The organism is Paenarthrobacter sp. AT5 (genome assembly GCF_032764245.1).
GTDB classification, from domain to species: domain Bacteria; phylum Actinomycetota; class Actinomycetes; order Actinomycetales; family Micrococcaceae; genus Arthrobacter; species Arthrobacter ureafaciens.
Window position 1 is genome coordinate 2,991,606 of sequence record NZ_CP136441.1, and the last position, 20,332, is coordinate 3,011,937.

The 20,332-nt window shown below is 65.1% G+C and carries 20 protein-coding genes; 8 read left to right on the forward strand and 12 right to left on the reverse strand.

Going from position 1 to position 20,332, the window contains the following annotated elements:
* Positions 1-3 precede the first annotated feature (3 nt).
* The 3 genes from nadA to RI444_RS13765 all read right to left on the reverse strand — a co-directional run bounded on the left by nadA (position 4) and on the right by RI444_RS13765 (position 2,601).
* A complete protein-coding gene (nadA, locus tag RI444_RS13755; protein ID WP_207604470.1) occupies positions 4-1,311 on the reverse strand; it encodes a quinolinate synthase NadA in 1,308 nt (435 codons plus the stop codon).
* Positions 1,308-2,027, reverse strand: coding sequence for an NUDIX hydrolase (locus RI444_RS13760; RefSeq protein ID WP_062097119.1), 720 nt, complete (start codon positions 2,025-2,027; stop codon positions 1,308-1,310). The genes nadA and RI444_RS13760 overlap by 4 nt, the downstream gene beginning before the upstream one ends.
* A gap of 100 nt (positions 2,028-2,127) precedes the next feature.
* A complete protein-coding gene (locus RI444_RS13765) occupies positions 2,128-2,601 on the reverse strand; it encodes an Lrp/AsnC family transcriptional regulator (RefSeq protein ID WP_021470945.1) in 474 nt (157 codons plus the stop codon).
* A 173-nt stretch (positions 2,602-2,774) separates the two neighbouring features.
* Between RI444_RS13765 and RI444_RS13770 the strand changes: the two genes are divergently transcribed.
* The 5 genes from RI444_RS13770 to RI444_RS13790 all read left to right on the forward strand — a co-directional run bounded on the left by RI444_RS13770 (position 2,775) and on the right by RI444_RS13790 (position 7,566).
* Positions 2,775-4,172, forward strand: coding sequence for an amino acid permease (locus tag RI444_RS13770; protein ID WP_021470946.1), 1,398 nt, complete (start codon positions 2,775-2,777; stop codon positions 4,170-4,172).
* A gap of 154 nt (positions 4,173-4,326) precedes the next feature.
* Complete coding sequence (locus RI444_RS13775) at positions 4,327-5,364, forward strand: thiamine pyrophosphate-dependent enzyme (protein ID WP_316963819.1); 1,038 nt, start codon at positions 4,327-4,329, stop codon at positions 5,362-5,364.
* The gene (locus tag RI444_RS13780; RefSeq protein WP_207604468.1) at positions 5,357-6,412 is read left to right on the forward strand and encodes an alpha-ketoacid dehydrogenase subunit beta; all 1,056 of its coding nucleotides are present in this window, start codon (positions 5,357-5,359) and stop codon (positions 6,410-6,412) included. The genes RI444_RS13775 and RI444_RS13780 overlap by 8 nt, the downstream gene beginning before the upstream one ends.
* Positions 6,405-6,734 (forward strand): biotin/lipoyl-containing protein, encoded by a 330-nt coding sequence (locus tag RI444_RS13785; RefSeq protein WP_062097124.1) that lies wholly within the window; start codon positions 6,405-6,407, stop codon positions 6,732-6,734. Before RI444_RS13780 ends, RI444_RS13785 begins: the two co-directional genes overlap by 8 nt.
* 1 nt (position 6,735) lies before the next feature.
* Complete coding sequence (locus RI444_RS13790; protein WP_242703040.1) at positions 6,736-7,566, forward strand: alpha/beta fold hydrolase; 831 nt, start codon at positions 6,736-6,738, stop codon at positions 7,564-7,566.
* A gap of 22 nt (positions 7,567-7,588) precedes the next feature.
* On the opposite strand, the gene RI444_RS13795 is transcribed toward RI444_RS13790, so the two are convergent.
* The gene (locus RI444_RS13795) at positions 7,589-8,002 is read right to left on the reverse strand and encodes a MarR family transcriptional regulator (RefSeq protein ID WP_062099238.1); all 414 of its coding nucleotides are present in this window, start codon (positions 8,000-8,002) and stop codon (positions 7,589-7,591) included.
* 88 nt (positions 8,003-8,090) lie between these two features.
* Between RI444_RS13795 and RI444_RS13800 the strand changes: the two genes are divergently transcribed.
* Positions 8,091-8,747, forward strand: a complete 657-nt coding sequence (locus tag RI444_RS13800) for a phosphoribosyltransferase (protein ID WP_062097126.1) — start codon at positions 8,091-8,093, stop codon at positions 8,745-8,747.
* 75 nt (positions 8,748-8,822) lie between these two features.
* Here RI444_RS13800 and RI444_RS13805 read toward each other — a convergent pair whose 3' ends face one another.
* Positions 8,823-10,157: an MFS transporter gene (locus RI444_RS13805; protein WP_021470953.1), complete on the reverse strand. Its 1,335-nt coding sequence runs from the start codon at positions 10,155-10,157 to the stop codon at positions 8,823-8,825.
* A 125-nt stretch (positions 10,158-10,282) separates the two neighbouring features.
* On the opposite strand from RI444_RS13805, the gene RI444_RS13810 reads away from it, so the two are divergent.
* On the forward strand, positions 10,283-11,020 hold the full coding sequence (locus RI444_RS13810) for an IclR family transcriptional regulator (protein ID WP_062097131.1): 738 nt from the start codon (positions 10,283-10,285) through the stop codon (positions 11,018-11,020).
* A gap of 21 nt (positions 11,021-11,041) precedes the next feature.
* On the opposite strand, the gene RI444_RS13815 is transcribed toward RI444_RS13810, so the two are convergent.
* The 6 genes from RI444_RS13815 to RI444_RS13840 form a co-directional block, all read right to left on the reverse strand.
* Complete coding sequence (locus RI444_RS13815) at positions 11,042-12,403, reverse strand: MFS transporter (RefSeq protein ID WP_207604467.1); 1,362 nt, start codon at positions 12,401-12,403, stop codon at positions 11,042-11,044.
* A gap of 86 nt (positions 12,404-12,489) precedes the next feature.
* Positions 12,490-15,597 carry an AAA family ATPase gene (locus RI444_RS13820; RefSeq protein ID WP_207604466.1) on the reverse strand — a complete coding sequence of 1,036 codons (3,108 nt, stop codon included), beginning with the start codon at positions 15,595-15,597 and terminating at the stop codon, positions 12,490-12,492.
* Positions 15,594-16,766 carry an exonuclease SbcCD subunit D gene (locus RI444_RS13825; protein WP_179011565.1) on the reverse strand — a complete coding sequence of 391 codons (1,173 nt, stop codon included), beginning with the start codon at positions 16,764-16,766 and terminating at the stop codon, positions 15,594-15,596. The genes RI444_RS13820 and RI444_RS13825 overlap by 4 nt, the downstream gene beginning before the upstream one ends.
* A gap of 68 nt (positions 16,767-16,834) precedes the next feature.
* Positions 16,835-17,740 carry an MIP/aquaporin family protein gene (locus RI444_RS13830; RefSeq protein WP_062097139.1) on the reverse strand — a complete coding sequence of 302 codons (906 nt, stop codon included), beginning with the start codon at positions 17,738-17,740 and terminating at the stop codon, positions 16,835-16,837.
* A gap of 105 nt (positions 17,741-17,845) precedes the next feature.
* On the reverse strand, positions 17,846-18,205 hold the full coding sequence (locus RI444_RS13835; RefSeq protein WP_021470959.1) for a DUF202 domain-containing protein: 360 nt from the start codon (positions 18,203-18,205) through the stop codon (positions 17,846-17,848).
* A 2-nt stretch (positions 18,206-18,207) separates the two neighbouring features.
* Positions 18,208-18,564: a YidH family protein gene (locus RI444_RS13840; protein ID WP_021470960.1), complete on the reverse strand. Its 357-nt coding sequence runs from the start codon at positions 18,562-18,564 to the stop codon at positions 18,208-18,210.
* 80 nt (positions 18,565-18,644) lie between these two features.
* Between RI444_RS13840 and RI444_RS13845 the strand changes: the two genes are divergently transcribed.
* A complete protein-coding gene (locus RI444_RS13845; protein ID WP_207604464.1) occupies positions 18,645-19,703 on the forward strand; it encodes an ADP-ribosylglycohydrolase family protein in 1,059 nt (352 codons plus the stop codon).
* Here RI444_RS13845 and RI444_RS13850 read toward each other — a convergent pair.
* Positions 19,693-20,262, reverse strand: a complete 570-nt coding sequence (locus RI444_RS13850) for a DUF4395 domain-containing protein (RefSeq protein WP_082694397.1) — start codon at positions 20,260-20,262, stop codon at positions 19,693-19,695. The two genes, RI444_RS13845 and RI444_RS13850, sit on opposite strands and share 11 nt — an antisense overlap.
* Positions 20,263-20,332 lie beyond the last annotated feature (70 nt).

Sequence of the window (20,332 nt, forward strand, 5' to 3'; positions counted from 1 at the left end):
TGGTCAGGCCGGCTTGGCTGCCAGCATGCGCTCGAGCGCGATCTTGGCGTTGTCCTGCACAGCGTCGTCCACGGTGATGCGGTTGACGATCCGCCCGGCCACGAGTTCCTCAAGCACCCAGGCGAGGTAGCCGGGGTGGATCCGGTACATGGTGGAGCACGGGCAGATGACGGGGTCGAGGCAGAAAATGGTGTGTTGGGGGTTTTCCGCTGCGAGCCGGTTCACCATGTTGATCTCGGTACCGATCGCGAACGTGGTGGGTTCGGTCGCGGCAGCGATGGCCTTCTTGATGAAGTCGGTGGAACCTGCCGAATCGGCGGCGTCCACCACTTCCATGGGGCACTCCGGGTGGACGATCACGTTGACGCCCGGGAAGTCCTGGCGCGCCTTCTCGATCTGGGCCACATTGAAGCGCTTGTGCACGGAGCAGAAACCGTGCCAGAGGATCACCCGGGAGTCCACGAGCGTCTGTGCGTCGTTACCGCCCAGCTCCTTGCGGGGGTTCCACATGGGCATCTGTTCCAGCGGCACGCCCAGGGCCTTCGCTGTGTTCCTGCCCAGGTGCTGGTCCGGGAAGAACAGGACACGCTGACCCCGCTCGAAGGCCCACTCCAGCACGATTTTGGCGTTGGAGGACGTGCAGACGATGCCCCCGTTGCGGCCGCAGAAGGCTTTAAGCGCAGCCGAGGAATTCATGTAGGTCACAGGGATGACCGGGACCCGGCCGTGTTCGTCGGTGTCGGTGCCGAAGATTTCCTCCAGCTGTTCCCAGCATTCCTCCACGGAATCTTCGTCCGCCATGTCCGCCATGGAGCAACCGGCAGCAAGATTGGGCAGGATGACGGCCTGTTCAGGCGTGGAGAGGATGTCCGCGGTCTCGGCCATGAAGTGGACGCCACAGAAGATGATGGCTTCTGCATCCGGCTTGGTGAGTGCCGCGTTGGCCAGCTGGAAGGAGTCGCCCACGAAGTCGGCGTACTGAACCACTTCGTCACGCTGGTAGAAGTGGCCCAGGATCACTGCCCTGTCCCACAGCGCTTCCTTGGCGGCACGGATCCGCCGGTCCAGCTCGGCCTCGGAGGCCAGCTTGTACTCTTCGGGCAGCTGGCCCTGGCGCGGGGTTGCCAAGGGGGCGACGTCGGCGCTGGAGGCACCCGGGCCGTATGCGGGGACACCGGCCAGGGATTCGGCGAGGTCGTACTCCCAGGGACCCTTCGCCAACGCCGGGCTGCAAGTGGCTCCTGCGCCCGATGAGCCCTTTTCGGCTTCCTCGCGCGTGATCAGCTGGACGGCAGTGTTGACGCTGCTCATGGTGTACTCCTGTTATCTGGCCCAAGGCCGGGCGTTCCGGTGAAGCGGTAGAGGCGGGGTGGGCGGTGTTTCCCGCCCTGCAGGTATTCACCGGTCTCTTCAATGTCCGGTGTGCTTTTGATTTGCCGGCGGAAGTTGGCCGGATCAAGTTGGCGGTCCAGGACGGCCTCGTAGACCTCGCGGACTTGTGCCAGCGTGAAGAACTCGCCCAGCAGGTGGTAGGCGATGGAGCCGTAGGCCATCTTGTTGCGAAGGCGCCACAGGGCGTAGTCCACAATCGCGTTGTGGTCGAAGGCCAGTTCCCCGAGCCTGTCCGCCCGGAACCACCGCACGTTTTCCGATTCGTCGGCGAGCGCAGCTTCGGTCGGGCGGACCAGCGCCCAGTAGACAATCGAGACGACGCGTTGGCTCGGAGACCGGTGCAGCCCCCCGAACGCGTACAACTGCTCCAGGTACTGCGGAGCCAGGCCTGTGGTCTCCCGCAGGTTCCGCGAGGCCGCATCCTGGAGGGATTCGTCGTGGGCGAGGGGTCCGCCGGGGAGCGCCCACTGACCTTTGTAGGGTTCGCGGATCCGGCGCACCAGGGGCAGCCAGAGGGTGGGGCGTCCGGACTTTTCGCTGGGCCGCAGCGCAAAAATCACCGTTGAAATAGCCAACGACGGCGGTGCAAGGCGCCGTTCGGCGACGTTCGCGGAGTTGACGTTCACGGCGTTCACCTCGCTTCATCGCCGTACGGAGCCGGGCTCCGTTTAGTTAAAGTCAGATTGACTAGAACTAATGGTACGACTCGCCGGCCCAGGCTCAAAATGCCTTGCGTCACATAGCTTTCGCGGCAGCCTCCATCAGCGGCAGGGTGCGGCCTTGGATGTGGCTGTTCAGCACGATAACCGAGGAGCAGCGGACCACTGACTTGGTGGCGATCATGGCATCGAGCACCCGCTGCATGTCCGGGTTGGAACGGGCCGCTATGCGCACCATGAGGTCCGAGTTTCCAGTCACGGTGTGAACCTCGATGATCTCCGGAATGGCACTGAGGCTCTCGATGATCGCGTCATGGCCGATTTCCTGGGTGATGGTCACCGAACAAAAGGCCACCACGGGGAAGCCGAAGTTGGCCGGATCGGGCTGCGGCACCCAGGAACCAATGACGCCGTTCTCGATCATCCGGTCGATCCGGGACTGCACGGTGGCCCTCGCTACCTTCAGAACCCTTGACGCTTCCAGCACGGAAGATCGCGGCGAGTCAGTGAAGAAACGTACAATTTTTGCATCAAGATCATCGACCAGCATCAAAGTTCCTGTCCCCGGGGAATCATTACGCATCACTTCGCTACGGCAAAAAGTGATGTATCTTACAAACTGCGAGAATTATTCCACGGCTCTTGCCGCGTCGTCGACGCCTGCGTGCCATCCCAAGAGGAAAGCACGCCAAACCTGATGAAACCCATAGAAGGTAGACACGTATGACAATGAAGTCCATGACGGCTCCTGCTCCAACTTCCGGCCTCGGCCATTCACTCAAGCCCCGCCAGCTCACCATGATGGGCCTGGGCAGCGCTATCGGCGCAGGCCTCTTCCTTGGCTCGGGAGCGGGCGTCCAAGCGGCAGGCCCGGCCGTCCTGATCTCCTACCTTGTTGCCGGAACACTGATCATCCTGGTCATGTGGGCCCTGGGCGAGATGGCAGCCGCGAATCCCAACAGCGGCGCATTCTCGGTGTATGCGGAGAAAGCCCTCGGCAAGACCGCCGGCGGCACCATCGGCTGGCTCTGGTGGCTGCAGCTTGTAGTGGTGATCGCAGCCGAAGCGCTTGGCGCCGCGGGGCTGCTGTTCTCCGTGTGGCCGGTGGTGCCGGTCTGGGCATTGGCCCTGATCTTCATGGTGGTCTTTACCGGCATCAACCTTGTGGGCGTGCGCAACTTTGGCGAGTTCGAATTCTGGTTCGCCATCCTCAAGGTGGCCGCGATCGTGATCTTCCTGCTCATTGGCGCAGCACTGCTGCTCGGCTTGCTCCCGAGCGCCCCCTCCCCCGGACTGTCAGCATTCGGCGACTTCGCTCCGAACGGCATCGGCGGCATTGCGGCGGCATTGTTCGTGGTGATCTTCGCCTTTGGCGGCACGGAAATCGTCAGTGTGGCTGCAGCAGAAACCGAAGATCCTGCCCACAGCGTAGGCAAGGCCATCCGCACGGTGGTCTGGCGGATCCTGGTGTTCTACATCGGCTCCGTGTTCGTCATCGCCGCCATCCTGCCCGTGGGGTCCGAGGGCCTGAAGTCCCCGTTCGCCGGAGTACTGGACCTGGCCGGCATTCCCGGGGCAGGTGCAGCCATCACCCTGGTGGCAGTCGTCGCGCTGCTCTCAGCATTGAACGCCAACCTCTACGGCGCGTCCCGCATGGTGTTCTCGCTGTCCAGGCGCGGTGAGGCTCCGCGCTTCCTGTCCCGGCTTAGCCCGGCCAAGGTGCCGGTGGCCGCCGTCGGAGTTTCCGTCGCTTTCGGCTTCATTGCCACCGTCCTGGAGTTGCTCTTCCCCGACCTGGTCCTGCCTGCGTTGCTGAACCTGGTTGGTTCCACCTGCCTGGTGGTCTGGGGTATTGCCCTCGTCTCGCAACTGATCCTGCGCCGCAGGGCGGACCGTGAGGGAACTGAGCTGCCTTTGCGCATGAAGGGCTTCCCGGTCCTGACCATCGTGGGCCTGGTGCTCCTGGGCATTATCTTCGCCGTCGGCTTTGCCAACCCGGAGAGCGCGGGCCAGCTCTTCGGCACTGCCGCGCTGATCCTGGTCATTGCGCTGGGTTGTTACCTCAACGCCCGGTCCAAGGCGGGAAAAGCCCGGGCCGAAGAAACTGACGGCGCCGTGTAACCGACAGGCGGTGTAGCCGCTTGCTCAGCACATCAAAGAGGCTCCTTGCATTTTGTATTGCAAGGAGCCTCTTTTTCTTGCCAATTTGTACAAAGTGTTTGGCTTGGACGTTGCTGATTGCGCATGGGCGCTGCTGGTGATTAGTGTCACAGCCATGACATCCACTTCGGTTCTCCCCGCCGACGCTGACGCAGGCCCAACCACGCCTGAGCAGCTGCGCGAGCTGTACACACTCATGGCCGCCGTCCGCCACATTGATACCGCCGCCATAGCCTGGCAGAGGCAAGGCATCATACCTGGCTACGCCCCCCAACTCGGCCAGGAAGCAGCACAGGTGGGCAGCGCCTATGCCGTTGACCGCAGCCGGGACTTCGTCTTCCCCACGTACCGCGAAATGGGAGTGGCCCGGACCATGGGCCTGGACATGGTGAACTACATGGCCACCCACAAGGCCACGTGGCACGGCGGAATGTACAACCCCTTGGAATCCCGGTTCGCCCCCATCCAGGCCGTGGTGGCCGGCTCCGTGCTGCACGCGGTCGGCTGGGCGCACGGGCAAACCCTGTCCGGCGAAAGCGGCGTTGCGCTTACCTACTTCGGAGATGGCGCATCGTCGCAAGGTGATGTCCATGAAGCCATGAACTTCGCCGCCGTCATGAAAGCGCCGGTGGTGTTCTTCGTGCAGAACAACGGCTGGGCCATCTCCGTTCCCACGGAGCGGCAGGTAGCCGGAGGTTCGGTAGCTGCGCGGGCCGCCGGCTACGGCATGGCGTCCCGCCAGGTAGACGGCAACGACGTCGAGTCCGTATTGCATGCCACGCAGTGGGCACTTGCCCACTGCCGCGCAGGAAGCGGCCCGGTCCTCATCGAAGCCATGACCTACCGCCGCGGACCACATTCCACGGCCGACGATCCCGGCCGCTACCGCACCCTGGACGAGGAACGCACCGACGCCGGGGAGGATCCCCTGGTCCGGTTCCGCACGCGCCTGCTGGCTGACGGCACGGCCGATGAACCCTTCTTTACCGAGGCGCAGCGTAGCGCTGAACGGGAAGAGGAAACCATCCGGGCCGGTATCGAAGCGTTGGGGCCGCGTCCCGGTGCGGAGATGTTCAGCTACGTGTTCCAGGAGCCCACCCCCGACCTTCAATCCCAAGCTGCCGCTTGGCGCAAGGAGTCCGACCATGTCTGAGACGCTGATGGAAACAAGCCCCGAAGCGGCAAGCACCGTGGAGCACCTGTCCATGCAGCACGCCCTCAACCGGGCACTGGACCGCATCCTGGCGGAAAACCCCAAAGCCGTTGTCTTCGGCGAAGACTGCGGCCGGCTGGGCGGAGTCTTCCGGGTCACCGACGGGCTGCAAGCCCGTCATGGCGAAGACCGCGTCTTCGATACTCCGCTGGCCGAGTCCGGCATCCTCGGCATGTCCGTGGGGTTGGCAATGGCCGGTTTCCACCCGATTCCCGAGGTCCAGTTCGACGGTTTCGCCTACCCTGCCATCAACCAGATCGTCTGCCAGATCGGCCGGATGAACTACCGCAGCCGCGGAACGCTGCCCATGCCGATCACCCTGCGGGTTCCCAGCTTCGGCGGGATCCGGGCTCCCGAGCATCATGGGGAAAGCCTTGAGGCGCTGTTCGCCCACGTGCCCGGGCTCAAGGTGGTGTCCCCCTCCACGCCCCATGAGGCCTACCACCTCCTCACATACGCGGCCTCCCGTCCGGACCCGGTCATCTTCATGGAGCCGAAGTCGCGCTACTGGCAAAAAGGCCCGGTGGACGTCACCACCGCGGTCCCGGCACAGGGAACTGGCGACGACGGCGGCAGCCTCACCGGGGCGCGGGTGGCCCGCGAAGGCAGGCACCTGACCCTCGTCGCGTGGGGCGCCATGGTTGCCCGGTGCCTGCAGGTAGCCGAGCTCGCCGCCGAAGACGGGATCGACGTCGAAGTCCTGGACCTGCGGTGGCTCAAGCCCATCGACGCCGGGGCGTTGGCGGCCTCGGTTGCCAAGACGCGTCGCGCCGTCGTCGTCCATGAAGCGCCGCTGACCTCAGGCCTGGGCGCCGAAGTCGCGCAACTCATCACGCAGCAGTGCTTCGACACATTGAAGGCGCCCGTGGAACGCGTCACCGGTTTTGACGTGCCCTACCCCTCCGGAGACCTGGAGGACGAATACATTCCCAACATCGATCGCATCCTCTATGGGATCCAACGAGTACTGGAGTACCGCCGTGGCTGAAATTTCCTTCCCCCTCCCCGATCTGGGCGAAGGTCTCATCGAGGCAACCGTGCTGGAGTGGCTGGTGGAACCGGGGCAACAAGTGGAACGGAACCAGCCCTTGGTGGAGCTCGAAACGACGAAGTCTTCCCTCGAATTGCCCAGCCCGCAGGCGGGTAGAGTGGTGCGTATTCACGGCGAGCCGGGCGGGACCATCAACGTCGGCGAACCGCTGATCGTGTTCGAGGTACCGGATGAAACGGCCGGGATCGTGGGCACTGTTCCAAAAGACGAAGCACCCAAGCGCCGGGTCCGCCTGAGCGCCGTACTCGATGAGGACTGACATGATGACCGGCAGGCACACCGTGGAACAGCAGAGACACACCGTGGAAGGCACCGATCCCGGATTGTTCGTGGAAGTCCATGAGCCTGCCAATGACGCCGGACTGCGTCCGGTCCTCCTGATCCACGGCTTTTCCTCCTCCAGCAAGCTGAACTGGGTGGACAGCGGCTGGATTGCCACGCTTCAGGGCGCCGGCCGCCGGGTTATCACCGTTGACCTCCCCGGGCATGGCCGGAGCCACGCCCCCGAGGACCTTGATTCCTACACGCCCAGCAGGATCCGTGCCGACCTCCTGCAGATGGTCTACGACGCCGGTGCGCGGCCCCTGCAGGACGGCAACCCGGCCTCCGGCCTGGACATCATCGGGTATTCACTGGGTTCGCGGCTGGCCTGGGAGTTCGCCGCCACGCAGCCGGACCTGGTGCACCGGGTGGTGCTGGGCGGACCCAGTGCTGCCGACCCGCTGGCAGCCTTCGATCTTGCAGCCGCGCAGCGATACCTTGCCGACGGCACTCCGATCCAGGACGAGTCGACGGCCGGGCTGCTGAAAATGGCGCAACTCATTCCGAGCAACAACCTCTTCGCCATGCTTTCCCTCATCGAGGCCGTCAAGGGCGAGCCCTTCGACCCCGCCGAGGCCGCGCCCCACATGCCGCTGCTCCTGGTGGCAGGAGAGAAGGACGAACGCGCGGGCACCATGCCGGTGCTGGCGGAGATCGCGGGCAAACGCGGTGCAATGGTGGAGACCCTGGTTGTTCCCGGGCGCACGCACACGAACGTGGTCACCAGCCGGGCGTTCAAGGAAGCCGCCGTCGAGTTCCTCGCGGTGTAACCGGCTACCCGTATAGGCACGGCTATCTGGACAGTCGCTCCGCGTTGCGGCTCATGCGCTCCAGGACGCTGACGGCCATGGCGTATTCATCCAGGCCGATGCCCATGGAAAGGTCAATGCGCGTCTCTTCCACCAAACGGAGCGCTTGGTGGTAGGTCTCCCGGCCCTTGCCGCTGAGCGTGAGCCGGTCATCGACCATGGTGATCATCCCGTGCCCCACCAAGGCCGCCAGTTCGCGCTCCCGCAGCCGTACATCCCCGCCCCACAAGGGCCGCAGGGCTTCTTCGAGTTCAGCCGGCAGCAGGGGATCTTCCGCTAGCGTGTTAAGCGCCTGCCACTGCCGGCGGCTCAAGCGGACCCTGGCCAAGGTGTGGTCCAACTGCGCTTCCAGTGCTGCATCCAGGCGTTTGACCCAGTACCCGATCGGTTTACTCACAAGGCAATGCTTGCAGCGGAGGCACCACCGGGCAAGCTTTGAACTGTAGGGTTGGAACCAGCGCCGGATTGAGGAGGAACGGGGTCGGATGGGCATGCGTTTCAAGGACAGGGAGGAAGCCGGGCGACGCCTGGCCGAGGGCCTTCCCCAGTTCAGGGAACGGCCTGACACCATCATCCTTGGACTGGCGCGTGGCGGAGTCCCCTTGGCCGCCGCAGCTGCAGCTGTTCTCTACGTGCCGGTCGGTGCCGTGCTTGTCCGCAAACTGGGCATCCCGGGCCGGGCCGAAACCGCTTTCGGCGCACTCGCGTGGTGCCGGGGCGAGGTAGTCCGGATCCTCAACAAGCCCTTGAGGGAGCTTCTTCTGTCCCGCGGCATCAGTGCAGCTGCCATGGATGACGTGGAGGCTGCGGAAAGGGCCGAACTGCGCAGGCGGGCCAAGGAGTACCCGGGGATCGACCACGATCTGCAGGGCAAGGCCGTCATCCTGGTGGACGACGGCCTGGCCACCGGCGCAACCATGCGTGCCGCCGTCGAGAGTGTACGGGCCGCAGGCGCCACCACCGTCATCGCCGCCGCTCCAGTGGCCTCGCTTGAGGCCTCAACATCGCTGGGCCGTGTTTGTGATTGGGTCTTCTGCTTGCATATACCGGGCAAGTTCCACGCCGTCGGGGCCTTCTACGAGCACTTCGATCAATTGACGGACGCCGACGTCATGGACCTGCTTAAAGACCCACGGGCTTAAAACCCACGGGCCCGGGGTTGGACCCCGGACCCGTAAGCCTTCTGCAGTGCGCCGCTGGGCGTGCGCGTGAGTTCTTTAGTGGTGGGTGCTGAAACCGAGCGGACGTCCCTTGGTTTCCTTGGCGAGGATCACGCCCACGGCGGAGATGACGCACAGCACCATGATGTAGATGCCCACCGAACCGGACCATTTGGTCTGGTCCAGCAAGGCCTGCGCAATGGTGGGAGCGAAGGCTCCGCCGAGGATGGCGCCCAGTGCATAACCGATGGAGATACCGGAGTAGCGCACCTGCGGAGGGAACATCTCGGCGTACATGGCTGACATCGGGCCGTAGGACAGGCCAAGGCCGATGGTCAGGACGAACAGGGCCACGCCGTAGAGAATGATGTCCTTGGAATCGATGAGCGCGAACAGCGGGATCATCCATACGAAGACCAGGGCATAGCCGAACAGGAATGTCTTCACGCGGCCGATCTTGTCCGAAAGCCATCCGCCGACCATGGTGAAAATCAGCCAGCCAAAGGACGCGACGGTGGTTGCGAGCAGGATCTGCGGCGCAGGCATCTTCAGTGCCTTGGTTGCGTAAGAGATGAAGAAGGCGATCAGCAGGTAGCCCGCGGCGTTGTTGGCAATGAAGATCAGTGCGGCGAAGACAACTTCCTTGGTGTTGTGGCGGAACAGCTCACCAAGGGGAGCCTTGCTTTCGGCCTTGCGCTGGGCGATTTCCTTGAAGACGGGGCTTTCGCCGACAGCCCGACGGATCAGGTAGCCCACAACGATCAGGACGACGGAGAGCAGGAAGGGTACACGCCAGCCCCACGCCGCGAAGTCTTGCTTGGACATTCCCGACTGCAGGAAGAACAGCAGGCCCGTTGCCAGGATCATGCCGATCGGCACACCGATCTGCGGGTAGGCGCCAAAGAGGCCGCGCTTGTTGATGGGAGCGTGCTCAACAGCCATCAACGCCGCACCGCCCCATTCGCCACCGGCCGAGAAGCCCTGCACCACGCGGAGGGTGATCAGAAGGATCGGAGCCCACAATCCGATGGTTTCGTAGGTCGGCAGGAGACCGATCAGGGCCGTAGCGGCTCCCATCATCACCAAGGTCATCACCAGGACTGCCTTGCGGCCAACGCGGTCGCCCAGGTGGCCGGCAATGGTGGCTCCCAGGGGGCGGAACAGGAAGCTGATGCCAATGGTGGCGAAGGAGAGGATCTGCGCCACGCCGGGGTTTGACTGTTCGAGCGGCGTCAGGAACAACGGCGACAACAGCGTCGCCGTCAGCTGGGCGAAGATGAAGAAGTCGTACCACTCGATGGTGGTGCCCACCAGGGTTCCCGCCAGTACCCGGCGCTCTTCGCGCTTGCTGCTGGGCCCGGACAGGGAATCGACAGAGGAAGTTGCGGTCATTGAAACTCCAAAGGTGCGGGTGTCTGTTCGGCGCGACATTCTTTACCGACAGAACGGTCAGTTAGGAAACTGTACTACACGCTGTGATCAAAAGCACAGCCCCCCGTGGACATAGGATTGGAGCCATGAATTCCAGCAGCGGTGTCAAAGGCCCTTTGGAGGCACCCACCCAGGCCCCGCCGTCGCAAACTCTGTCCCGGGGCATCCGCGCACTGGAGATTCTGGCGGCTGCCGATCGCCCCCTGAGCATTGCCGAACTGGCCGAGGCGCTGGGCGTGCACCGCTCCATCGCCTACCGGATCCTGCGCACCTTGGAAGACCACTCGCTGGTGGTCCGTGACGAATCGGGCAGGGTCCAACCGGGCGCGGGACTGGCCGTCCTGGCGCGGGGAGTCTCCCGGAACCTGCAGGGTGCCGCCTTGCCCGAACTCACGCAACTGGCCAACACGCTGCACATGACGGCCTTCATCGCCGTATGGGACCACCAGGAATGCGTCACCCTCCTGACGGTGGAACCACGACATTCAGGACCCGCGGTAGCCCAGCATCCCGGCACCCGGCATCCCATCACGTCGGGAGCACCCGGGATAGCCATCCAGTCCGCCATGACGGAGGAACGCTGGCAGCAACTGGGCCCGGGGGTCCCCTACCGTCCTGAAGCGCTGGAAGCCAGGCGACTGGGTTACGCCGCAAGCCATGACGAAGTCATCGCGGGAGTGTCGTCCCTTGCTGCACCCATCCACATCCCCGGGGGCAGGCCCGCAGCCATCGCCGTGGTTTACATCCGGATGGACCAGGACGCAGACCGGGTAGGCCAGGCGCTGGCAGCAAGCGCCGCACGGATCGAAAGCCAACTGGCCTGAGACCTTCCCCGATGTGGCCTGCTACCCCTGCTGCCGTCCGCGCATGACGAGCCACGTCACCAGTCCGAGGACGAGCAGGCCGGCGGCCGCACCCATCGCCACGGTGAAGGCGGCTGCCGCCCCTTGGGTCTGAGCCAGTTGGCCGGCGAGGTACGCGCCCAGGGCCGTACCGGCGACGATCCCGCTGGCCAAAGCTGTCATGACAGTAGCCATGCGTCCGGCGGGAGCCACCACGCCGCCGATGCTGAACACTGTCACCATCACCGGTCCCACCGGAATGCCCAGGATCAGCAGGACAGCCACCATGGGCCAAATGCCGGCCGGAACCACCAGCAGCAGCGACAACGCCGACATGGCAAAGGCTGCCACCACCCAGCGGGCCGCCAGACCAAACCTCTGCGGCCAGAAAGCAACGGACAACGCCGCCACCGCGGAACTGAGGCCCATCACCGCATACAGCAGGCCGGCCAGCTCGGCGGTGGCGTAGTCCGCCGAGAAGGCACTGAGGGCATTTTGGGTGGCGCCGAAGAAGGTCCCCATGCAAACCATGGCCACCACGGGGACGGCCACCACGGCCGCGGCCCAGCGATTCCGGTCTCCGGAGTCCTCGGGACGTACGACGCCGGTGGCAGCGTTCCGCGGCGCAGGAACCACGGCAAGGTGGCTGGGATGGACAGCGAACGCAGGGACCAGGATGCAGGTCAACAGCGCCGCCAGCGCCAGCGGAAGCCAAGGAGTGATGAGGCTGGCCAACAGACCCACCAGGGCCGGGCCCAGTACGAACGTGATCTCGTCCGCGGTCCCTTCGTAGGACAATGCCGTATCCAGATCGGCCCGGTTGGCCGCTACGCTCCGGCCGCCGCCCTGCCCCGCCCGCAGGTTGTGCGTGGTGAGGGCCATCCAGCGAACGCGGGCCATGGGCCCCACTTGCGGTGAGCTGGCTCCTGCGATGAAGGCGGCAACCAGCACACCCAGGGCGTCAAGGCCCGAAGTGTAGGAGGGGGTCCAATACGCAGCCGCGATCACCGCTGCCACCGCGAGTGCATTCACCACGGCAGCCGTCAGCAGGACGATGCGCTGGCCTGCGCGGTCCGCGAGGGACCCCACTACGGGAGCGCCGAGGGCCGATCCGATGCCGACCGCCCCGGCTGCCATGCCGCCGATGGCGTAGGAGTGGCTGACAGCTGTGACCAGGGTCAGGGTGCCCACCGTGAGCATTGCCAACGGGAGGCGGGCAAAGAGGCCGATCGGCAGGAATCCGGCGCCTGCCAGTTCGGGCAAACGGGCGAAACGCCCGGGGAGCCGGGACCGACGTGGGTTGGGCCGTGGGCTGGCTTGGGGCGACGCGACAGGCGTGGGGGAGGCCAAAGAAGTTTCTTTCATTATTCCGGGTTCGCTAAGTGTGCGCATCGTCCCTCCTCCCGATGCGCGCGACCCGGTATAACTTTTCAATTCTATAGGATAGGACCTCAGACAGGCATCGCTTCGACCACCCGCACGGTGGAGCCACTTCGGCCCTTCACCACCTGCAATTGGCTGCTGATGCGCTGCTTCATCTCGGCAACGTGACTGACCAACCCCACTACCCTGCCGCCGTCACGCAGGCCCTCCAGAGCATCCATCACTTGTTCCAGGGCCTGCTCGTCCAAGCTTCCAAAGCCTTCGTCCACGAACAACGTTTCGATGTCCACACCGCCGGCCTCGTGTTGGACCACATCTGCCAGACCGAGAGCCAATGACAACGAGGCCATGAACGATTCGCCACCAGACAACGTGGAGGTGTCGCGTCGCTGGCCCGTCCACTGGTCAACGACTTCAAGCCCCAGGCCGGACCTGGCCCCGCGGGCGGCTTTCGCGTCAGTGTGCCGGAGGGTGTAGCGACCATCGCTCATGGCAACGAGCCGTTCCGAAGCCGCAGCTGCAACCTGCTCCAGGCGTGCGGCCAGGACATAACTGTTGAGGCTCATCCGGTAAGTATTGTCACCGGCGCCGCGGAGGGTATCGGCCAATCCACTGAGTAACCTGGAACGCTCCCGCGGTTCCCTGCCGTCCGCGGCGAGATTGAGGTAACGTCCGCGCAGACTGGTCACCGTTTGCGCAGCTTTATCCGCCAGACCGACCGCAAGGGCAAGATCCTTGGCGGACTTTGCAGCGGCCAGCGCTTCAGCCGTCGAGTTCTTGAGTTGGTCCTGGTCCTTCGGCAGTTCTCCGATAGTGGCTTCCTTGGCAGCGAGGACAAGGTCTTCGGCGGCAAACAACTCATCCAGCCGGGCAGCCTCGGTGTCGTAATCCGAAAGACTCTTCTCCAGTCCCACCACATCCGACGCTGACAGCACGTCCCGGCGGGCTTCATCCGCGGTGCTGAACCCTGCTTCCGGCAAGGCCCTCTCCAAAACAGCCAAGGCCTCCTTCGCGGCCCGCTCTGTCCCGTCCACCTCACGTGCGGCGGCTGCTGCCGTCTGCAGCAGCCCATGCTGTCCGGTCATCTCTTCGAGGCGCGCTTTCAGGCTGGTGAAACCGGCCCGAAGTCCGGACAAGTCCGCTTCGAGTTCGGCGTGCTGTTCCCCAAGAACACCCGACAGAGTGGCGGCCTCGCCGGCCGTTGCCTCAGCGGCATTGTGGTCTTCCTGCAGCTTCTCCATCCTCGCCGTGAGCCCGGCGTGCCGGGAACGCAGGGAATCAAGGCGGGCGGCCGCATCCCGTGCTTTTGCAAGCTCCATCGCTGCGTTCGCCGCTGCTTCCTCCGCGAGCGCAGGGTCCACCGCTCCGCCTTGGGCAGCCAAACCGGCCAGCAATTGCCCGGCAGATGTCAGCTTCGCCGCAATGCCTGTGAGTTCTTTTTCGCTCGTTTCAAAGTGCAGGGCCGCAGTCTCTTCATCCTGGGCAAGGGAGAGTGCGCTCCGCGCGGCTTCAGCGGGATGCGGGTGGTCCTGGCTGCCGCAGACAGGACATGGATCACCGTCAGCCAGCGCTGCGGCGAGTTCTCCCGCGGCATTGGCGAGCCGTTCTTCCCGAAGGTCCAGCCATGCTTGGCGGAGATCCTGGGTCTTTGTTCGCGCGTCCGCGTGAAGGGCTTCCAAGCCATCCCGGTCTCGGGCTGCGGCCTGGTACCGGGCGACGAGGTCCACTACCTCCGCCGCGGCTGCCGCTTCACGCTCAGCAACCTCCCTCCGGCCCGCGAGGGGCTCCAACGGCTCCATGTCCGCCAGGAGGGCGGCATCTTCGGCGCGGAGGGTTTCCAATGAGCGTGCCAAGGATTCCACGGCCAGCCCGGCGGCATCCTGTTCCCGGAGTTTCTCCTGAATCCGGACTCCAAGATCTTCCAAGCGGCGCTCGTCCGGAAGCCGCGCTTCCAGCACGGCCACGTTCTTCTTCACCTTTTCCAGGTCCTCGGCAAGCGTGGCTTCGGAAAATCCTGCAGAGGCGAGTTTTTCGCGGAGGGACTCCATGGCCGCGACGGCGGCCCGGTGTTTCCGCGCGGTATTCTCAACGGCGTCGAGGTGTCCGCCAAGGACTGATGCGCGACGATGCCGGCCGAGCCTGTCCCGGTCCTCCAGTGCGCGCGGGGCTGCCAGTTCGAGGAGTACCCTGCGCTGCGTGGCAGCAGCCAACCGCGCGTGCCGCTGCGCTTTGTCCCGGTCTTCCTGCAACGCGGCTGCCAGCCTGGCCGAGCGGGCTTCGGCTGCGTCAGCTTGTTCCCTGCGTCGACGACACTCCGTGGCAATAGCATCACCTATTGCCCCGAGCCAGTCCTCGGGCGCCAGTCCGGTCTCTTCCGAAGGCACCGCAACGCTTGAGCCCGGGGTTCCGGTGGATCCTGGCGTGCCGGTGGATCCCGGCGTGCCGGTGGATCCCGGCGTGCCGGTGGATCCCGTGGCTGCAGGCCCGGTGCTTTCCAGCCCCAGGTGCGCGGCCTCGGCGGACACGCGGTCCAGCAACATCTTCAGCTCAGCGGCATTGTCCTCGACTGCCCGGGCAGCTTCCGCCGCTTGAAGCTGGATCTGCCGCTCGACCGACTCAAAGCGGTGGGTACCAAAGAGCTTCTGAAGGAGGTCCAAGCGGTCTGACGCTTTGGAACGCAGGAAGGCGGCAAAGTCGCCCTGCGGCAGCATGACAACCCGGGTGAACTGCTCGCGGTCCATTCCCAGGACCTCTGAAAGCTCGGCGCCGGCTTCGTCGTTCCGCGACGACTTCTCCACCCACTCACCGGCCACCCGTTCCCGGAGGAGCGTCTTGGCCTGCTGGGTGGTGAAGCCCTTGCGTCCACGCGCGCTCGGCCGGTCCCACGCGGGAGACCGGGTGACTTCGAACCTGCGGCCGCGGGCGGAGAACTCACAGACCACCCGGGGCTCGGCTGTGGGCGCTGCGTGGTCGCTGCGCAGCCGTTTGCCGTCCTGCCGGGCACCGGGAACAGACCCGTAGAGGGCAAAACAGATGGCGTCCAACACGCTGGTTTTGCCTGCCCCCGTGGCACCGTTGAGCAGGAAAAGCCCCTGGGCGCCGAGTTGGTCGAAATCAATGTGCTGCGGCTGGGCGAACGGACCGAAGGCCTCGATTTCCAAGCGGTGGATTCTCACAGTTCCGCCTCCTCCAACCGGACAGCTTCGAGGGCCTCCCGGAGGGCAGCTTCCTCGGTGCCTTCCGGTCCACGGCCGCGAACGTGTTCGAGGAACCCGCAGCACACGTCAAGATCATCCGCGGCCGCGGCAAGACGGCTGCTGTAGGTGGATTCCTCCTGTGCAGCAGCGCCCTGCGGGTCAAAGGTCAGTACCAGGGTGTCCGGGAACCGGGTACGTAGTTGCTCCATGGCCTGGGCCGGCCGCTGGGCATCGGTCAGTGTGATCTGGCAGAACGACGATTCAGCCCAGGCATGATCCCGGGATTCCAGGAGCTCGCTCAGGGTGCCCCGCAGGACCGCCAAGGACCTCGGCGCTTCCCACAGCACCTCGCGAACCTCACACATGCCGGCGTTGTCCAGCTCAACCAACCAGGCTCCCTTGCGGTGCTTGGCTTCAGAGAAGGAATATGCCAAAGGGGAACCCGAGTACCGGACGTTCGGGGCAAGTTCCTGGCGGCCATGCAGGTGGCCCAAAGCCGTGTAGGAGAAGTCCTCGAAGAGGTCCAGCGGAACGGCGCCCAATCCACCGATGCTCAGGTCCCGTTCACTGTCCGAGGTGATGCCGCCGCTGGCAAAGGTGTGGGCGAGGACCACCGGGTGGACGGGTCCGGATTCTCGGCGACGTTCGACGTCCCGCCGGATCCGGTCCGTGGCTTCCTTGGTCACGGCAAAATGGCTTGCCGTTTCAACGCCCAACCGTTCGGCCACCAGCCGTGGTTCCAGATAGGGAATGCCATAGATGGCGACGTGCCCGCTCCCCTCGCTGGTCCCGGCGGGAAGCAGCACGGGAACATCGAGGTCTTCGATGCGCGTCCGGAGATGGACGCCGCCTTGTTCCATGAGCCGCGAGGCAAATCCCAAGCGGATGGCGGAGTCATGGTTGCCGCTGGTGAGGACCACCGACGCACCGGCCTGCGTAATGCGGACCAGAGCCTCGTCAAGCAACTTCACGACGTCCAGTCCGGGCAAGGCGCGATCATAGACGTCACCGGCGATCAGGACGATATCCACGGCCTCCGAGCCAACGCAGGAGACGAGTTGGTCAATGAAGCTGCGCTGGGCATCGAGCATCCCAACGCCGTGGAAGGACCGGCCGAGATGCCAATCCGAGGTGTGGAGTAACCGCATATCTTCAAGCTAACGGCGGGCACCGACAAAAAAGGGCAGGTGGGCCCCCCGTCGTCGTTCCCGTTGCGTTACTGGCCCTTCTTCCCATCAAAAAAGTCGCGGGCTTCATCTGCCGTGTCTGCCGTGCGGCTCCTGTCAACGGGCGCCTCGGCAGTAGCCGGGACGGCGGGGGCCTGAACGGCACCGGCTGCGGCAGCTCCGCCGTCGTTGCCGGCCTCCGGCACATCACCGGCTACCGGAGCGGCCGCCGGAAAGTTACTGAAACCACGGAAGACAAAACCGGCCAGGGCTGCGCCCAGCAACGGCCCCACCCAGAACAACCACAGCCCCTCCAGGGCCCAGGACGGACTGAAGAAGGCCTGGCCTGTGGCACGGGCCGGGTTGAACGGCAGATTGCCCACGATCTCGCCGAACTGCAGCAACACCGCGGTGGCCAGCCCGACAGCGATGGGTGCGAGGGCTGCAATCGCGCGGCGTCCCGCAGTTGCACCCAGGAAGACGCCCACCAGGATGGCAGTGCCGATTACTTCCGCCAGCAGCACGCCGGCCAGCTGGGTCTGGGCAGCGGAGTGCTCCCCGTAGCCGGCCGCGGCCGTGCCCAGAGCAGCCCGGGCGTCGGCCAGCACCGGCGAGGCAAGGACCACGAAGTAGACCAGGGCTGCACCAACCACGGCGCCGATAACCTGGGCCACAACGTAAGCCAGGGCGGCAACCGCCCGGATACGGCCGGCTATGAGGTTACCCAGCGTAATCGCGGGATTGAAGTGGCCGCCCGAGACGTAACCGAAAGCGATCATGCCTGCGGTCACCGACAGGCCGATGGCCAACGCGGTCGCGGGTCCGCCTTGCTGGGTGGAGAAAATCTTGACGCCCACTGCCACGAGGACCAGGAACATTGTCCCCAATGCCTCAGCCCCGAGCCGCGCAATCAGTCCCGGCGGGTGCTCGGCGGTAGCTTGCACGGAAGAGGTCATGGCTGAAGGGTCCTTACGCTGTGGGGATGGAGACGCTCAGTATCTTGCCAACGTAGTCTGGGGAGTTGCTGGGCATGACGGGCGTCCCGGGGCCTATCTCCGAGCTTAGCCGCCTACGGCAATGGCCGCGATCGCAGTACCACCGAGGCCCACCACCGCCACCGTGCACACCGCAAGCAAAGACGCCGGCACCGCGGCATTTCCCGTGTGGAGTTGGCGTGAGCGGATCCACACGACGCACGCCAGGATGATCGTGGCCGCGGCGGCCATCAAGGCGCACACACCTTGGTAGTCGAGCCCGGGCAGGCCGGGCACAAGCTGGGCGGACGTCGGTTCGCTGGTCAGCCAGCTCCGCCAGATGAAGAGATCCACCACCACCAGCGACAACAAGGTCCGCCGCCAGGCAAGGGTCGTGCGTTCCGGCTGCAGGCCGGGGTCCCGAACATCTGCGGCCTCCGCATCCATGCTCAGCGCACTACCAGGATCAAGACGGCGAAGCCGAACGCTGCCACGGCCACCACGATGGTCATGAACAAGAGGACGCGTGAGAACGGGAGCGCTTGGTCGTTGCGCATCGCAGCTTCCATCTGGCTCCAGCGGCGGTAGGAAAGGACCGCCAGGCCGGCTCCTATGAGCGCGAGCAGCACGCAAAGGACCAGGCGAACGGGTTGCGGTGCGATGTTCGGCGCCAGTTGGTCGATGGCCACCGCACCCGCCAAGAGCGCCAGGGAGGTCCGGATCCATGCCAGGAAAGTGCGCTCGTTGGCGAGCGAAAACCTGTAGTCAGGCGTCTTGCCTGTTCGTCGCCAATCCGGTTCACGCACGTTGTACTCCAGGTTTCCTCAGGCTGCGCAGCTTCCCCACCATACCAACGCGCCACCACGGGGCACGGTAAGTTACTGGCATGAGTGTTGCAGCCGGCCCTTCGTTCGAGTCCCGTGTCCACGCCACCCTGCTGGGGGGAGCCTTAGGCGATTCCCTTGGCTATGCAGTGGAATTCGACTCCATAGGAGCAATCCGCGCGCGCTTTGGCGACGGCGGCCTGAAGACTTTCGGACAGCTCGACGGCGGCACGCACTTCTCGGACGACACCCAAATGACGCTCTACACGGTCGACGGCCTCGTGGAAGCCTTGGAATGGGCCAATGACGGAGTCGCCGCCGATGAGGTCGCCTGCTTGTGGCTCGCCTATTTGCGCTGGCTGGCAACCCAGGAGGTAGCTGCCTCCCCTTCGGCGCCGGTCCCCCAGCCGCGCTGGATCGACCTGCAGGACGTCCTGCACCAACGCCGCGCTCCGGGCAATGCCTGCCTGAGCGGCCTCGCCACCGGTGAAATGGGAACTGCGGCCCGGCCCATCAACCCGGAATCGAAAGGGTGCGGGACAGTCATGCGGTCGGCGCCGTTTGGCCTGGTACCCCACATTGCTCCGGAAGCCGTGGCCAAGCTCAGCATGGACGCGGCATCCCTGACCCACGGCCATCCATCGGCCCGCTTGAGCGCCGCCGCCTTCAGCCTCATGATTCACAACCTCGTGGCCGGACAGGAACTCCGTGATGCCGCGGCCAACGCCCTGGGTCATGTGGAAGGCCTGCCGCTCAAGGCCCCCGAGCTCGTGGACAGGCTCCAGGACGCCCTCCGTCTTTCCACGGAAGCCCCCGGCCTCGGCCCGGAAGAACTGACCACCGCCCTTGGCGAGGGCTGGATCGCAGAAGAAGCCCTCGCCGTCGGGCTCTATGCGGTCCTGTCCACTGCGGGCGGCGATCCGGAAGAGCACTTCCGCGAGGCAGTGGCCGTGGCCATCAACCACAGCGGCGACAGCGACTCCACCGGCTCCATTGCCGGCAACCTCCTGGGTGCCTTCTACGGCGAACGCTGCCTGCCGGCCGATTGGATGCACGCCCTCGAAGCCCCCGACGTTATCCGGGGCATGGCGGAGCGCCTGTTGGCGGTTACTACCGGCTGACTGCGTCCGCCGCGGGCCGAAGGGCGATGTTATTGCACGCTTCGCACACGTCTTCGGGGATGAGGCCCCGGCGCTGGAGGAAGCCGAATATGGCGCAGCCGAGGCAGAATCCCGCAAAGGCTTCCAGCGATGCCGCAACAATCAGCAACGCCAGCAGGACCCAGGCAGCCGGTTGCGCGCCGAGGAAGAAAAGCACGACAGCGGCAGTCGTCAACGCCGCTCCGATGCCTTGGGCGAAGCGCTTGGGCGGACCCGGCACCAGCTTGGTGCGGCCCAGGCGCGGCGCGAGGACCTTCACGGAGAGCAGTGCCAGCGGAGAGACACGGGGACCAAACAGGACCCGGAGCCAGAAACCGACGGCCAAGGCAACCAGGCCCCACCCCCATCCGGACACCAGGGTCACGACGGCCAGCACCACCACCAGCCCGGCAGTGATACGGGCCGCGTATTCGTTCACCGGATTCGGAAAGTCGAAGAGCCGCCTTTGAACAGTGCCCTGCCCGGACTTCGTGGAAGCACGGGGCGCATCCGGTGCGGCAACGGGTAGCTTGGAGGTCATGCCCCAAGGCTACGAGCGCCGGTTGCCGGGCCGGAAGCAATGTTGCGCAGTATGAATGCCCGCCCGGGCC